This window comes from Pseudomonas sp. MF08831, assembly GCF_059862645.1.
Genome location: NZ_JCBCUX010000007.1, coordinates 154423 through 168332, shown reverse-complemented (window position 1 = coordinate 168332; position 13910 = coordinate 154423). Strand labels below are relative to the sequence as shown.

16 protein-coding genes are annotated in these 13910 nt (G+C 61.7%); 8 read left to right on the top strand and 8 right to left on the bottom strand.

All coding sequences use genetic code 11. The features are described from left to right. Nucleotides 1-52 precede the first annotated feature (52 nt). Nucleotides 53-688 carry a pseudouridine synthase gene (locus tag AC19YS_RS16750; protein WP_404485155.1) on the top strand — a complete coding sequence of 212 codons (636 nt, stop codon included), beginning with the start codon at nucleotides 53-55 and terminating at the stop codon, nucleotides 686-688. Here the strand turns inward: AC19YS_RS16750 and AC19YS_RS16745 are convergent. Continuing rightward, nucleotides 683-892 carry a DUF2788 domain-containing protein gene (locus AC19YS_RS16745; RefSeq protein WP_007975837.1) on the bottom strand — a complete coding sequence of 70 codons (210 nt, stop codon included), beginning with the start codon at nucleotides 890-892 and terminating at the stop codon, nucleotides 683-685. The two genes, AC19YS_RS16750 and AC19YS_RS16745, sit on opposite strands and share 6 nt — an antisense overlap. Before the next feature lie 205 nt (nucleotides 893-1097). Continuing rightward, nucleotides 1098-1577 (bottom strand): Lrp/AsnC family transcriptional regulator, encoded by a 480-nt coding sequence (locus tag AC19YS_RS16740; protein ID WP_003194418.1) that lies wholly within the window; start codon nucleotides 1575-1577, stop codon nucleotides 1098-1100. 442 nt (nucleotides 1578-2019) lie between these two features. On the opposite strand from AC19YS_RS16740, the gene AC19YS_RS16735 reads away from it, so the two are divergent. Beyond that, the gene (locus AC19YS_RS16735) at nucleotides 2020-3114 is read left to right on the top strand and encodes a DUF6515 family protein (protein WP_106579353.1); all 1095 of its coding nucleotides are present in this window, start codon (nucleotides 2020-2022) and stop codon (nucleotides 3112-3114) included. On the opposite strand, the gene AC19YS_RS16730 is transcribed toward AC19YS_RS16735, so the two are convergent. Next, nucleotides 3111-4004, bottom strand: a complete 894-nt coding sequence (locus AC19YS_RS16730) for a cation diffusion facilitator family transporter (RefSeq protein WP_500602261.1) — start codon at nucleotides 4002-4004, stop codon at nucleotides 3111-3113. The two genes, AC19YS_RS16735 and AC19YS_RS16730, sit on opposite strands and share 4 nt — an antisense overlap. 15 nt (nucleotides 4005-4019) lie before the next feature. Then, entirely contained in the window at nucleotides 4020-4439 is a 420-nt protein-coding gene (gene pmcY, locus AC19YS_RS16725; protein WP_106579351.1) for a periplasmic Zn2+ metallochaperone PmcY, read from the bottom strand. Between the two features lie 254 nt (nucleotides 4440-4693). Between pmcY and hrpB the strand changes: the two genes are divergently transcribed. Continuing rightward, complete coding sequence (gene hrpB, locus AC19YS_RS16720; RefSeq protein ID WP_500602260.1) at nucleotides 4694-7201, top strand: ATP-dependent helicase HrpB; 2508 nt, start codon at nucleotides 4694-4696, stop codon at nucleotides 7199-7201. A 137-nt stretch (nucleotides 7202-7338) separates the two neighbouring features. On the opposite strand, the gene AC19YS_RS16715 is transcribed toward hrpB, so the two are convergent. Beyond that, complete coding sequence (locus tag AC19YS_RS16715; protein ID WP_179676688.1) at nucleotides 7339-8427, bottom strand: endonuclease/exonuclease/phosphatase family protein; 1089 nt, start codon at nucleotides 8425-8427, stop codon at nucleotides 7339-7341. Nucleotides 8428-8466: 39 nt separating this feature from the next. Continuing rightward, entirely contained in the window at nucleotides 8467-9126 is a 660-nt protein-coding gene (locus tag AC19YS_RS16710) for a YciC family protein (protein ID WP_119742768.1), read from the bottom strand. 180 nt (nucleotides 9127-9306) lie between these two features. On the opposite strand from AC19YS_RS16710, the gene AC19YS_RS16705 reads away from it, so the two are divergent. The 3 genes from AC19YS_RS16705 (at nucleotide 9307) to AC19YS_RS16695 (ending at nucleotide 11320) form a co-directional block, all read left to right on the top strand. Further along, the gene (locus AC19YS_RS16705; protein ID WP_500602259.1) at nucleotides 9307-10074 is read left to right on the top strand and encodes a DUF2076 domain-containing protein; all 768 of its coding nucleotides are present in this window, start codon (nucleotides 9307-9309) and stop codon (nucleotides 10072-10074) included. 128 nt (nucleotides 10075-10202) lie between these two features. After that, the gene (locus AC19YS_RS16700; protein ID WP_119740929.1) at nucleotides 10203-10679 is read left to right on the top strand and encodes a LabA-like NYN domain-containing protein; all 477 of its coding nucleotides are present in this window, start codon (nucleotides 10203-10205) and stop codon (nucleotides 10677-10679) included. 29 nt (nucleotides 10680-10708) lie between these two features. After that, complete coding sequence (locus AC19YS_RS16695) at nucleotides 10709-11320, top strand: 3'-5' exonuclease (protein ID WP_106579327.1); 612 nt, start codon at nucleotides 10709-10711, stop codon at nucleotides 11318-11320. 140 nt (nucleotides 11321-11460) lie between these two features. Here AC19YS_RS16695 and AC19YS_RS16690 read toward each other — a convergent pair whose 3' ends face one another. After that, entirely contained in the window at nucleotides 11461-11757 is a 297-nt protein-coding gene (locus AC19YS_RS16690) for a DUF3077 domain-containing protein (RefSeq protein ID WP_500602258.1), read from the bottom strand. A gap of 234 nt (nucleotides 11758-11991) precedes the next feature. On the opposite strand from AC19YS_RS16690, the gene AC19YS_RS16685 reads away from it, so the two are divergent. Next, nucleotides 11992-12255, top strand: a complete 264-nt coding sequence (locus AC19YS_RS16685; protein ID WP_500602257.1) for an acyl carrier protein — start codon at nucleotides 11992-11994, stop codon at nucleotides 12253-12255. Nucleotides 12256-12374: 119 nt separating this feature from the next. Here AC19YS_RS16685 and AC19YS_RS16680 read toward each other — a convergent pair whose 3' ends face one another. Beyond that, entirely contained in the window at nucleotides 12375-12836 is a 462-nt protein-coding gene (locus AC19YS_RS16680) for an Lrp/AsnC family transcriptional regulator (protein ID WP_106579324.1), read from the bottom strand. Nucleotides 12837-12996: 160 nt separating this feature from the next. Between AC19YS_RS16680 and yedA the strand changes: the two genes are divergently transcribed. Further along, a complete protein-coding gene (gene yedA / locus AC19YS_RS16675; protein ID WP_106579323.1) occupies nucleotides 12997-13893 on the top strand; it encodes a drug/metabolite exporter YedA in 897 nt (298 codons plus the stop codon). Nucleotides 13894-13910 lie beyond the last annotated feature (17 nt).

The window sequence follows — 13910 nt, the reverse complement described above, 5'->3', positions numbered from 1 at the left end:
AGCGGTCAGGCCACTAGCATTGTCGGTCCTGACCGTTAGATGTTCCTTTGCCATGTCCCGTCCCACCCGTCCCGATTCGCGCCGCCCTGGCGTGAAACCTGCGTATTGCGCTCCCCGTCGTGTCGCCAAGGCGCCACCGGCCGAGCCGAAGTTGATCCTGTTCAATAAACCCTTCGACGTGCTGACCCAGTTCAGCGACGAAGGCGGGCGCGCGACCCTCAAGGATTTTATCGACATCCCCGGTATCTACCCGGCTGGCCGCCTGGACCGTGACAGCGAGGGCCTGCTGCTGCTGACCAACGATGGCCAACTGCAGGCCCGGATTGCCGACCCCAAGCACAAGCTGGCGAAAACCTACTGGGTGCAAGTCGAGGGCGAACCGACCGAAGAGCAATTGCAGCGCCTGCGTGACGGCGTGGAGCTTAACGACGGCATGACCTTGCCCGCGCAAGCCCGGCAGTTGGACGAACCTGAATTGTGGCCGCGCAATCCGCCGGTGCGTTTTCGCAAGAGCGTGCCCACGCATTGGCTGGAGCTGGTGATTCGTGAAGGGCGTAACCGCCAGGTGCGGCGCATGACTGCTGCGGTGGGCTTGCCGACATTGCGTTTGGTGCGCGTGCGCATTGGTGACTGGTCGATTGATGGCCTGGATCAAGGCCAATGGAAGGAAGTGCCGGCGCGTTTATAAGGCGCCGGATTCGATCAGGCCGATCACCACGCTCTTGATGATGAACGCGGCCACGCCCAGGCCCAGTACGAAGAACAGAATGAACGAGCCAAAGCGCCCGGCTTTGGATTTCTTCGCCAGGTCCCAAACGATAAAGCCCATGAAAATGATCAGAATGGTGACCAGGCCGGTCATCATCCATTCTTCAAACACGGCGGGGTCGATGTTGTTCATGTGAGCATTTTCCGGCAGGGCAGGCGGGAAGTATAAAGCAGGGCTTCAGGCGCAACATTGACCTGAGTCGAAGTGCAATCCAAATGTGGGAGCGGGCTTGCTCGCGAATGCGGTGGATCAGTTACCTATTCGTTAACTGACAGACCGCATTCGCGAGCAAGCCCGCTCCCACAATGGATCTTCATTGATTTCGCGATCAGGTACGCAGGTGGGTCAGCGGCAATTCTGTGCTGTTGAGTACCTGGTTAAGCACAAAACTCGATCGCACGCTGGTCACGCCTTCAATGCGGGTCAGGTGGCCCAGCAGCAGTTTCTGGTAGTGATCCATGTCCGGCACCACCACTTTCAACTGATAGTCCGCATCCATGCCAGTGACCAAACTGCATTCCAGCACTTGCGGCAGGGTGCGGATGGCCGCTTCGAAATTCTCGAAACGCTCGGGTGTGTGGCGGTCCATGCCGATCAGCACATAGGCCGTGAGGCTCAGGCCGAGCATCTTGCGATCGAGCAAGGCGACCTGGCGCGCGATGTAACCATCGTCCTCAAGCTGCTTGACCCGGCGCGAGCAGGGCGAAGGCGACAAGCCGATGCGCTCGGCCAACTCCTGGTTGGAGATCCTCGCGTCGCGCTGCAATTCCGCCAAAATACTCAGGTCGTATCGGTCAAGCTTGCTCATTGGGTTGGCCTTTGTCGTAACTATTGCGGCGAATTATCTATGAAGGGTTAAAAATTGCGCAAGCACTGTTTATTGACGCAATCTTCGCAATCATCTGTCGGCGCGGCGGGCCTATGATTACCAACAGAATCACCGCCTGGACAACAGTCCACTGCAGCCCGCCCAATCAGGCCCGCTGCGGCCGCCGCCCCAGCAGGGTTGAGCCGGCCTCCAGGCTGCACACTGTCCACAAGACGGCGTGAGGTGAGCCAACGTCAAAAGCGTTGAGCACGGACGAAATTCTCAAGGGGTGGCCGACGGGTCACCCCTTTTTCTTTGCGCGCGTTTTTACCCGAAAAAATACTTCTCGTGACTGATAACCTGTCTCAGAACCGGGCGAGGCTTTTCCAGTCTCATCTATGAGGCCGGACGTTCTAGGCCCTTATCCGCAGTGAGGAATAGCATGAAGCGCATCTGGCGTATGGCAGGTGTAGGTTTGCTGATGATGACCGTTGGCTCGCACGTGATGGCCGACGACCCGCGCTCTGAAGGGGGCGGTCAGCATGAAAGAGGTCCCGAAGGCGGACGGCAAGGCAACGAACAGCCGCGACCGCAAAATAACCAACCACGTCCGCAAAACAATCAACCGCGCCCGGAAATCAACCAGCCGCGCCCGCAGAACCCGCATGTCGAGAACAACCAGCCTCGGCCGCAAAACCAGCATTTTGATCGCGCCGAGCAACAGCAGCACGGCGGTGGGCAATGGCAAGGTCGCCCGCAAGGTGCCGAACAGCCTCGGCCGGCGCCGCAGCCCGCGAATAACCTGCCGATTCAGGGGCGCCCGGACACGGTTCGGCAAACCCAGGAGCCGCGCCAGGGTCACTATCAGGACATCCCGCGCCGTAACGATGGCAACCAGCATTGGCAGGCCGGCAATGGCCCTGGGCGCCCGGGTGGCGGCTTCAACAATGGCCACCCCAACGACAACCGCTGGCCGGGTCGCCCCAGTGGGCACGGCAATGGTTGGGGCCCTGGCCCGCAATATCGCCCCGGCTATACAGTGGATCGGTTTCCCGACCGCAACTACCGCGTGCCTTACCGTGGCCAGGATTACTTCTTCTCCGGCGGTTACTGGTATCGCCCGCAAGGCCCGCGTTATGTCGTGGTGACGCCGCCGTACGGCATCCGCGTGCAATACCTGCCGGACTATGCGCGCGAAGTGTGGGTGGGAAGCGCGCTGTTCTTCCTTGCAGCGGGTTCGTACTACACCTATGAAAACGCCACCCAGCAGTACGTGGTGGTGCAGCCGCCGACAGAGGTGCCGGCACCGCAACCTGCGCCGCAAGGCAATGGCTATGACGTGGTGGCCTACCCGGCCAACGGCCAGTCACCGGCGCAAGTGCAGCAGGACGGCTACGACTGTTATCGCTGGGCAGTGCAACAAAGCGGTTTCGACCCACGGACCGTCACCTACGCCCCGGACCCTGCGGTGGTGCAAACCTACCGCCAGGCCCAGGGCAACTGCCTCACCAGTCGCGGGTATCAGGTGCAGTACTAAGCCTTATTGCCCGTGACCACTTCCCGCGGGTCGGCGTGCACCAGCACTTCGGCGCGCGGGTAGGCGTTGTGAATGGCATCGGCGGCCCGGTCGCTGATGCCGTGGGCAACCGACAACGATAATTCCCCCGGCAATTCCAGATGCAGTTGCACGAACCAGTGGCTGCCGGAAATCCGCGTGCGCAAATCATGCGCACCCAACACGCCCGGCACACCGCGCGCCAGTTCCAGCATGTGCTGGCTCACTTCGGCTGGCAGTTCCTCGTCCATCAACACCGCAAAGCTTTCGCGGGCGATCTGGATAGCGCTCCACAAAATGTACGCGGCGATACCCAGGCCGAACCACGCATCGACCTGATTGAAGCCGAACCCCGCCAACACCAACGCCACCAGAATGCTGCCATTGAGCATCAAGTCCGAACGGTAGTGCAGCGAGTCCGCGCGCACGGCGTTGGAGCCGGTTTCGCGGATCACCCGGTGTTGCAGCATCAGCAGCGCCACCGTCATCACCAGTGAAAACACGATGACCCCGATGCTCAGCCATGGCGCGCCGACCGGTTCCGGATGGTGCAGACGCTGGTACGCCTGGAACGCGATCAGCACCGCACTGCCGGCGATAAACAACGCCTGGGCCATGCCCGACAGCGACTCCGCCTTGCCATGCCCGTAACGGTGATCATCGTCGGCTGGGCGCAGCGCGTAATGCACTGCCAGCAGGTTCAGCAACGAGGTCACGCCATCGAGCAGCGAGTCGGTCAACCCGGCGAGCATGCTCACCGAGCCACTGAACCACCAGGCGATGGCCTTGATAATAATCAGCGCACAGGCCACGCCCACCGACGCGCGGGTGGCCAGGCGCAAGAGCCTTGCGTGTTCGGGACTGCTGGTCATAAGCGGGTCGAATCCTTAAGCGGCGGGCTGCAGGCCCAGGGAGGCGAGTTGCTGCACGCTGCCCTTGAACTGGATCATGCGCGGGTCATCCAGCGGCAGGGTGCGGCCGGTTTCCTTCTGGATGATGGTTTGCAGCTTGGCGTTATCGACCTTGCCGTCGGCGCCGATGGCTTCGTGCAGTTTCTCGGGTGCGACTTGAGCCGTTTTGCCGGGCTCGAAGTAAATCGCGCCGGTGGCGAAGTCCACGCCGAATGCGATCAGGCCGGGGATTACGTAGAACAGCAGGCCCACGGCGTCGAGCACGGCAATCGCCGGGTCGATCTTGCCGTCGATCTGGCCGCGGCGGTCCGGGTAGAAAATCGAACCGCAGGCGGTCAGTTGGCTCAGCAGGGTGACGGCGAGGACACCGCCGATGACACGGGAAGCGATACGCATGAAAACTCTCCTGAACACGGTTGATACGAAACTATAAGCCAGATCTACCGGACGACGACTATCCAATGTGGGAGCGGGCTTGCCCGCGAAGACGGCGTGTCAGTCAATACATGTGTCGACTGATACACCGCCTTCGCGAGCAAGCCCGCTCCCACACTTAACCGCGTTACCCGTGGGATTGGGCGGTCTCGTTGAGACCAGCACCGGCATCCGGCAGTTCGCCGTTATACTCGCCGCTCTGCTTTGGAGCCAGTATGAATTCGTTGCCGATCGATGATGTTTTACCCGCCCTGCGTGACGCCTTGGCGATTCGCCATGAAGCCGTGCTGGAAGCGCCGCCCGGCGCCGGTAAAACCACCCGCGTGCCCTTGGCCTTGTTGAACGAGCCATGGCTGGCCGGGCAGACCATCCTGATGCTCGAACCCCGACGCCTGGCCGCGCGTGCGGCCGCCGAACGCTTGGCCAGCGAGCTGGGCGAAAAGGTCGGCGAAACCGTCGGCTATCGCATCCGCCTCGACAGCAAGGTCGGGCCCACTACGCGTATCGAAGTGGTCACCGAAGGCATCCTCACCCGCCGCTTGCAGGACGACCCGGCGCTGGAAGGCGTGGGCCTGCTGATCTTTGACGAATTCCACGAGCGCAGCCTCGACGCCGACCTCGCGCTGGCGCTGAGCCTGAATGGCCGCGATCTGTTTCGCGACGAACAACCGCTGAAAATCCTGCTGATGTCCGCCACCCTCGAAGGCGAACGCCTATCCGGCCTGCTGGATGACGCGCCGATCCTGCGCAGCGAAGGGCGCATGTTCCCGGTGCAGATGCGCTGGGGCCGCCCGTACCAGGCCGGTGAATTTATCGAGCCGCGCGTGGTGCAGACCGTCCTTGAGGCCGTGCATGACGAGACCGGCAGCATTCTCGTGTTTCTGCCGGGGCAGGCCGAGATTCGCCGGGTTAATCAACAACTGGCCGACGCTTTGGGCGATCGCCCGGATGTGCTGCTGTGCCCGCTGCATGGCGAGCTTGACCTCAACGCCCAACGCGCCGCCATTGACCCGGCGCCCGCCGGCAAACGTAAGGTGGTACTGGCCACCAACATCGCCGAGACCAGCCTGACCATCAACGGCGTGCGCGTGGTGATCGACGCCGGGCTGGCGCGGGTCCCGCGTTTCGACCCTGGCAGCGGCATGACCCGCCTCGACACCCAGCGCATCTCCCGCGCCAGCGCCACTCAGCGTGCCGGCCGGGCAGGGCGCCTGGAGCCGGGCGTGTGTTATCGGCTGTGGACCGAAGACCAGCATGAAGGCCTGGCGGCGTATGGCAGCGCGGAAATCCTCGCCGCCGACCTTGCCGGGCTGGCCTTGCAATTGGCGCGTTGGGGCGTCACGCCCACGCAACTGGTGTGGCTGGATGTGCCGCCGACTGCCGCGTATGCCCAGGCTCAGGATTTGCTCGTGCGTCTGGGTGCCTTGAACGACGACAAACTCACCGCCCATGGCCAGAAGATGGCCGAGTTGCCCGCGCATCCGCGTATCGCCCACCTGTTGCTGCGCGGTCAGGACCTGGGGCTCGCGGCCACGGCGTGTGATGTCGCCGCGCTGTTGGGCGAGCGTGACATCTTGCGCGGCGCCGGTGCCGACTTGCACAGCCGGCTGGCGCTGATGTCCGGCGAAGAGCGTGCGCGAGGTACCCAAGGCGGCGTGCAGCGCGCCAAGCAACTTGCCCGGCAATACCGCAGCTATTTGAGAGGCCAGGCGACTCAGGCGGTGTCCGATCCCGATCACCCGCGCTGGCTCGGCGCCTTGCTGGCGCTGGCCTACCCGGACCGCGTCGCCCAGCAACGTCGCCCCGGCGGCGCCGAATACCGCCTGGCCAATGGCCGTGCCGCGCTGTTCGCCGAGGCCGACAGCCTGATGAAACAAGCGTGGCTGGTGATCGCCGACCTCGGCAGCCGTCAGGGCCAGCGCGAAGAGCGTATCTACCTCGCGGCCGACTTCGATCCGGCGCTGTTCGACACAGTGCTTGCCGAGCAAGTGCGCAACGTCGACCAGCTCGATTGGGACGAGCGCGAAGGCGTGCTGCGCGCGGAGCGTCAGCGCAAAGTCGGCGAACTGGTGCTCAGCCGCGAACCGCTGACCGGCCTCGACGAGTCAGCGCGCAGCCAGGCGTTGGTCAACCTCGTGCGCCGCAAAGGCCTGGAATTGTTACCGTGGACGCCTGAACTGCGCCAATGGCAGGCCCGCGTCATGCTGCTGCGTCAGCTGGACGCCGGCAAAGCCAGTGAATGGCCGGATATCAGCGACAAGGCTTTGCTCGCCAACCTGGAGCATTGGTTGATGCCCTACCTCGGCAAAGTCTCGCGCCTGAGCCACTTCGCCAACCTGGATATTTCCAGTTTCCTGCACAACCTGTTGCCCTGGCCGCTGCCTCAGCGCCTGGACGAGCTGGCGCCGCAGCACGTGAAGGTGCCCTCGGGCTCCTCGGTGCGTTTGGACTACAGCGAGCAGCCGCCGATTCTGGCGGTGCGCTTGCAGGAATTGTTCGGGCTGGCGGACACGCCGCGCATTGCCGGTGGGCGCCAGGCAGTCAAGCTGCACCTGTTGTCTCCGGCGCGCCGGCCGGTGCAGGTGACGCAGGACTTGGCGAACTTCTGGCGCAGTACCTACGCCGAAGTGAAGAAGGATTTGAAAGGAAGATACCCCAAGCATTATTGGCCGGACGACCCCTTGGTGGCCGAACCCACCGCCCGGATCAAACCCCGCAAGTAGGCCGTGTGCAGATCAAATGTGAGAGCTGGCTTGCCTGCGATGCAGACGACTCGGTCTATCGGGTTCACCGCGGTGAAGCTATCGCAGGCAAGCCAGCTCCCACACAAGCCAGCTTTCCACAAAGTGTTAAGTGTGGGTTATTGCGCGGCCGGGAGCAGGAACCGGGCGATCACGGGTAGGTGGTTGGAGATACGCAGTGTGTCTTCTTGCCGTACTTTGGCCTCTACCCGCTTGATCCTTGGGCTGTAGAACAAATAATCCAAGGTCCGATCCGGCCCATCCACACTCGGGTCATTGGGGAAGTGCGTAAGCCACTTGGCCCGGTCAATCCCGCTGGATTCACTGTTACTGGGGATCATCGGGTATTTATCCCAGAGCAGGTGCAGCTCGCTGTCCGGCGAATACTGCCCGCGCTTGCCCGCGTCCAGGCGCAGGAATTGCCCCAGCGGCAGCAAGTTGAAATCCCCACCAATCAACCACGGCGTGCCACGGCCTTCGAACTTGTCCAGCAGCTTAACCGTGGCTTTTACCTGCTCCTGCACCGCCGACCGCCCAGGCTTATCGCCGTCCAGCCGGGTGTTGAGCACGGCCAATTGGCCACCATCGCTCAACGGCAAGTAGGTCAACAATAAGGCGGGTTTGGGTTGGAACTGGCGACTGATGAAGTTGGCCGGAGACACCGGCAGTTGCAGGCGTTCGGCGTGTTCGATCTGGTAGCGGCTGAGCGTCACCAGCTTGCGGCCGACGCTGCCGAAAATATGCAGGCTGGGCACAAAGTCGGCTTTCCAGTCGAAGGCCTGGGCGCTGCACGGGTAGAGATCGACCAGGCGTTCCTGCAGCAGGGCGATCTGGTCCTGGTAATGGGAGGGCTTGGCGTTTTCGTCGAGTTCCTGCAGCAGCAGGATGTCGGGTTGTTCGTCGCGGATCACCCGCGCCACTTCGTCGAGGCTGGAGGCCATGTCTTCCACGGTAGGGCGATCATCCGGGCCATTGCCGTCGGCGGTGTCGTACCAGAACACATAGTTCTTGCCCGCCAGGTATTGCACATTCCAGGTCATGACCTTCAGCGCCTGCCCGGGCAGCAGCGTTGGCGCACGCGGCGCGACGCAGCTTACGGGCAGGATTTGTTTGTCGGCGGGGCGCCAGGTCAGGCTGTAGATCAGGGCGGCGAGCAGGCCCGCGATAATCAGCAGGCTCAACAGGGTGATGCGCAATAAACGGGTCATCGGCTCGGCTTATGGCGTTTCAGGAGTGGCAGGAGCATATCACCGCGCGTCGGCATCGCCACCGATCAGCATGAATAAACGGAACAGCACCACGCTGGTAAACAGTTGCAGGAAGCTGTGGGCGCTGTCGATCAGTACGCCCAGCAACGGCGCGGGGTCAGGGTAGGCCGCCACGCTGGCGCCTTTGAGCAGCCACAGCGGCGTCATCACGCACAGCAGGCACACCAGGATTCGCCAGAAATGCCCACGGGTCAGGCGAAAACTTTCCTTCATCGCCTCCAGCGCCGACATACCGCGTAACACCAACAGGTACTCGGCAAACGCCAGCACCACCATCAGCCACAGGCCCGGCAGGAAATACAGCGACAAGCCCAGCAGGATCAGCAAGGTGCTGATGGCCGTGAGCAGCGCGAAACGCGGCCACAGGGTCAGTGCCATGGCCCACACGTCTTTGGTCCGCGGCGACTCCCCACGGGTGCGCGCATCCAGAAACAGGATCAACGCGCCGGTGTACAGCGGGTACACCAACAGCCCCACCACCACGCTGTAGCCGGGGAAGGCGTCCGGGCCCAGCGTGTGATCGAGCACTTGTTGCAGCAGGGCTTCGAGAATCACCAGCGGCAGGCACAGCTGGACGATAGCGCCCAGATTGCGTTGGGTGAAACGGAAGGAGTCGCGCAAAACGTCTAACGGATTCATCAGGTTCATCACAGGCCGAAAAGCAAGGCCCATACTTTAACCGATCATGACGAAAGGTAAGCAAACGTAAACCTTGCGTAAAGACCATTGAAACGTCTGGTAACAACCCCATAACTAGTGTGTAGCTCGCCTGATCACAGGCGGACCCATGATTTTTACCGGCAATCTAACGAGGTCGCCATGAACAGCGAAGAGCAAACCCTGATCGATGGACTGTTTTCACGGCTGCAGCAAGCCGAAGCGGACTCAGCCCCCCGCGACGCCCTGGCTGAAGCGCGGATCAAGGAGCACATGACTCGCCAACCGGCCGCTGGGTACTACATGACCCAGTCGATCCTGGTGCAAGAACACGCGATCAAGAGCCTCGACGCGCAGAACAAGCAACAGGCGCAGCAGATCCAGCAGTTGCAGGATGAGTTGCAGCAGGCCAAGGCTCAGGCAGCACAGCCGGCGCCGAGCAGTGGCGGTTTTCTGTCGAGCATCTTTGGCGGCGGCTCCCGTGACCCGCAACCCACGCAAAGTGCGCCGGCGGCGTCCGGTGGCGGTTGGCGTGAGCCTGGGCGGCCTTCGTTCGGCCAGCCTGCGCCGCAGCAAAACTACGGCGCGCCGCCGCAAAACTATCAACAGCCCCAACAAGCGCCCGCAGCACCGATTGGCAGTGGCTTCCTCGGCGGGGCGTTGAAAACCGCTGCCGGCGTGGCCGGTGGTGTGATGTTGGCCGAAGGCATCAGCAGCTTGTTCAACCACGACTCGCAACAGCCGCAAGTGGTGGAAGAAATCATCCGCGAAGAACCGGCGCCCGCCAGTGATAACGGCAATTGGGGCAACGACGACCAGAAGTTTGCCGGCAATGATAGCTGGGGCCGCGACAATGCCTCGGACAGCTTCGCCGACAGCGACTTTGGCGACGATTCCTCCTCGTTTGGCGACGACGATTCCTTCGTCTGACTCGCCTTCAACCGGGGCGCTTCGTCGCCCCGGGCTGATTTTTCGCTGAAACTTTCCCATGGCTGGCATACTGGCGCCTTTGCGGGCTCTCACGTCCGAGGTCCAAGTGGCAACCATGGGGAAGTGCGGTGAAGAAAATTGCGGTGTTCGCCGATGTACAAAACCTCTACTACACCGTGCGCCAGGCCTACGGTTGCCACTTCAATTACGCTGCCTTGTGGGCTGACATCAGCGCGCGCGGGCAGATCGTCGAAGCCTATGCGTACGCCATCGACCGTGGCGACAGCAAGCAGCAGCAATTCCAGCAGATCCTGCGCAACCTGGGCTTCACGGTAAAACTCAAACCCTACATCCAACGCAGCGACGGCTCGGCCAAGGGCGACTGGGACGTGGGCATCACCCTCGACATCATGGACGCCGCCGACCACGTCGACGAAGTGGTGCTGGCCTCCGGCGACGGTGATTTCGACATGCTGCTCGAGCGCATCATCCAAAAGCATGGCGTCGAAGCCGTGGCCTATGGCGTCCCGGGGCTGACGGCCAACTCGCTGATCCGCGCCGCCAGCCGCTACGTGCCGATCGAAGGCGCGCTGCTGCTTAAATAAGTCAATTGTCAGACGGAGTTGGAACAGGTTTGGAACGTATAGCGGTCATCGACTTTGAAACCACCGGCATCACCCCGAGCAGCCACTGCCGGGCCACGGAAATCGCGGTGGTCATCCTTGAACGCGGGCAGATCGTGGACCGCTACCAGAGTCTGATGAATGCCGGTGTGCGCGTGCCGGGCTTTATCGAACAGCTCACCGGCATCAGCAACGCCATGCTGCGCAGCGCGCCACCGGCCGAGCGCGTGATGAACGAAGTGAATGAGTTCGTCGGCACCACGCCACTGCTGGCGCACAACGCCGCGTTCGACCAAAAGTTCTGGGATTTTGAGCTGGGCCTGATCCGCCGCACTCGCCTGCAAAAATTCGCCTGCTCGCTGCTGCTGGCCCGCCGCCTGATGCCGTCGGCGCCGAACCACAAACTCGGCACGTTGAATTCATTCGCCCAACTGCCCCACACCGGCAAGGCTCACCGGGCGATGGCGGATGCCGAAATGGCAGCTAACTTGACGGCGCACCTGGCCGAGCAATTGCGCGGTACGCATGGGTTGCGCGAACTGTCCCACGACCTGCTGTGCACCTTGCAGAAAGTGCCGGCAGCGAAGATCAATGAGCATCTGAAGAAGCACCGCGGGTTCTAAACCGACCACACTCCATAAGAACACTGAAGATCAAATGTGGGAGCGGGCTTGCCCGCGACTGCAGTGTGTCAGCCGCCGGATCAATTGACTGATACACCGCCTTCGCGAGCAAGCCCGCTCCCACAGGGGTTATGCCGTGTTCATCGAGGCTGCACGCATTCCAACGCCCGACCCACCACGTCTTTCGCCATCCCCACCAAATGCATCACCGCCCGCTGTTGCGCGCTGATCGTCTCACCCGCCACCTGCGCCGTCTCCACCGCGCAATGCAGCAAGTCGGTTGCATGCGCGAGCGCGTCTTCGAAGCTCAGGTTGTCGTTCAGCACAAAGTTGGGCGCGTCCGGAGCGCAGGCGTGGAGGTAGTAGTCGATGGCACGGCGGTTGAGCAGGGCGTCTTCGCTGAGGAAGTTGGGTGGATCGGGGGTGACTTTGACCATGGTGAAACGGGATCCACGTCGGCTCCAGCAAAACGACGAACCTGGCGAGCCTTATTGGAATGCGCTTTTTCCCTCGTAAGCTGATCAGGCAGCCAACAGCGGCCAGGTTGGCAAAAGCAACGTGTGGCACCGTCCGCGTATTTGGCATTATTGGGCGAGGCATTCCCTTCGTTGCTGTGGGGCTGGCTATTTTTGACCTGATCAGTATTGGCAAGTGTGCCTATGAGGCGAGAAATGGAAGGTAGCCCGACCCGAGCCGAGATCTGCGAAAAGGTGATTCAGCTGTTCGTCGATATCATTGGTTTTATCGACCGAAGCCACGTGACGGAACATACGGATTTCATTCATGACTTCACGATCATTGATGACGATTTGACCTGCTTCGTTATGCAGATTAAGTGGCAATTCAACCTGCAGGCGACTCAGGAAGACTGGGATCACATCACGACCATCAAGCAGGTTGTCGAGTTGATTGCTCAGCGCTCAAGTCTTCGCTGAAGCAACTGACGCCATCGCAGGCAAGCCAGCTCCCACGGTTGACCGAGGCGCCAGGGCTGGATGCAATCTACTGTGGGAGCTGGCTTGTCGGGGCGCCGCATCGCAGCGATGACGGTGTATCAGCCGCCATTTTTCCCATTGCGTTCCAACTGCCCCAACGGTACCCGCCGCGCTATTGCGCTCGACAAAATGATCGAGGTCTTGCTGAAGCCAAACTTCGCCACCCGGTTGATCAGGTTCTCCAACTCCGGCATCGAGCCCACGGCCGCCTGCATGATCACGCACGGGTCGCCTGTTACCCGATGGCATTCGGTCAGCTCGGGGATTTCCGCGAGGGCGTCGTAAACCTTTTGGCTGCCATTGTTGGTCAGGCGCAGCTCTATCGTGCATTGGATCGGCAAACCGATTTTCGACAGGTCGACCTTGGCCTGATACCCGGTGATCACCCCGCTGGCTTCCAGCTTGGCCACGCGCTCGGCCACGGCGGGGGCGGAGAGGTTTACGGTGCGTGCCAACTGCGCATAGGACGCGCGGCCATCCTCGAGCAGGGCGCTGAGGAGCATGCGGTCGTATTTGTCCATGATAAGGCTCCGGTGATGCGTGGCTTTCGAATACACGGGTTATAGCCTTCAGAACCATGTTTTGAAAAGTGTATGGTCGCTTTAAACAGGTTTTGTAACTTATGTTCAGCGTGCTGCCTTTTTAGAATAAGCCTCCAATATTCTGCCGCAGAGCTACCCAATGCCTGGCCCACGTCGCTTTCCCTTACCGTTGATTGCCGCTTTTTTTGCGCTGTATGTGATCTGGGGTTCTACCTACCTGGTAATTCGAATTGGCGTGGAGTACTGGCCACCGCTGATGCTGGGCGGGATTCGATTCCTGGTAGCGGGGTTGGTGATGTATGGCTATCTGCGCTGGCGCGGGGCGCCTGCGCCGACGTGGGTGCAGTGGAAGGCCGCGGCCAAGATCGGCGTTTTGCTGCTGACCTTTGGTAATGGTGCGGTGACGGTTGCCGAGCACACCGGCGTTGCTTCCGGCGTGGCCGCGTTGGCGGTGGCGACGGTGCCGTTGTTCACGTTGCTGTGTGGGTATTTCTGGGGCGCACGCAATACGCGCCTGGAGTGGGCCGGCGTGGTGCTGGGGATTATCGGCATTGCCATGCTCAACATGGGCTCCAACCTGCAGTCGAGCCCCACCGGTGCAATGTTGCTGCTGTTCGCCGCCGCCTCCTGGGCCTTCGGCTCGGTGTGGAGCCGGCACTTGCCGCTGCCGGCCGGCGCCATGGCCAGTGCGGCCGAGATGATCATCGCCGGTGCCTTGCTGCTGGTGGGCAGTGCGCTGACCGGTGAGCGCCTGCATTCAATCCCGCCGATTGAAGGCTGGCTGGCCTTGGCTTATCTGGCCGTGTTCGGCTCGATCATCGCCTTCAATGCCTATATGTACCTGCTCAAGCATGTACGCCCGGCAGCGGCGACCAGCTATGCCTACGTGAACCCGGCCGTCGCGGTGTTGTTGGGTATTGTGTTCGTCGGCGAGACCATCGGCATGGAGGAAGCCTTGGCGATGCTGGTGATCATCAGCGCGGTGTTGCTGATCAGCCTGCCCCAGTGGCGAAAGCCCAAGCCGGAAATAAGGTAAACTGCCGCGCATTACGC

Bases quoted from the DNA above. Each gene is read 5' to 3' on its own strand.
- AC19YS_RS16740 (WP_003194418.1), bottom strand. From the start codon at position 1,577: ATGAGCAAGCTTGACCGATACGACCTGAGTATTTTGGCGGAATTGCAG.
- pmcY (WP_106579351.1), bottom strand. From the start codon at position 4,439: ATGCGTATCGCTTCCCGTGTCATCGGCGGTGTCCTCGCCGTCACCCTG.
- yedA (WP_106579323.1), top strand. From the start codon at position 12,997: ATGCCTGGCCCACGTCGCTTTCCCTTACCGTTGATTGCCGCTTTTTTT.
- AC19YS_RS16750 (WP_404485155.1), top strand. From the start codon at position 53: ATGTCCCGTCCCACCCGTCCCGATTCGCGCCGCCCTGGCGTGAAACCT.
- AC19YS_RS16685 (WP_500602257.1), top strand. From the start codon at position 11,992: ATGGAAGGTAGCCCGACCCGAGCCGAGATCTGCGAAAAGGTGATTCAG.
- AC19YS_RS16705 (WP_500602259.1), top strand. From the start codon at position 9,307: ATGAACAGCGAAGAGCAAACCCTGATCGATGGACTGTTTTCACGGCTG.
- AC19YS_RS16710 (WP_119742768.1), bottom strand. From the start codon at position 9,126: ATGAATCCGTTAGACGTTTTGCGCGACTCCTTCCGTTTCACCCAACGC.
- AC19YS_RS16690 (WP_500602258.1), bottom strand. From the start codon at position 11,757: ATGGTCAAAGTCACCCCCGATCCACCCAACTTCCTCAGCGAAGACGCC.
- AC19YS_RS16735 (WP_106579353.1), top strand. From the start codon at position 2,020: ATGAAGCGCATCTGGCGTATGGCAGGTGTAGGTTTGCTGATGATGACC.
- hrpB (WP_500602260.1), top strand. From the start codon at position 4,694: ATGAATTCGTTGCCGATCGATGATGTTTTACCCGCCCTGCGTGACGCC.
- AC19YS_RS16715 (WP_179676688.1), bottom strand. From the start codon at position 8,427: ATGACCCGTTTATTGCGCATCACCCTGTTGAGCCTGCTGATTATCGCG.
- AC19YS_RS16730 (WP_500602261.1), bottom strand. From the start codon at position 4,004: ATGACCAGCAGTCCCGAACACGCAAGGCTCTTGCGCCTGGCCACCCGC.
- AC19YS_RS16680 (WP_106579324.1), bottom strand. From the start codon at position 12,836: ATGGACAAATACGACCGCATGCTCCTCAGCGCCCTGCTCGAGGATGGC.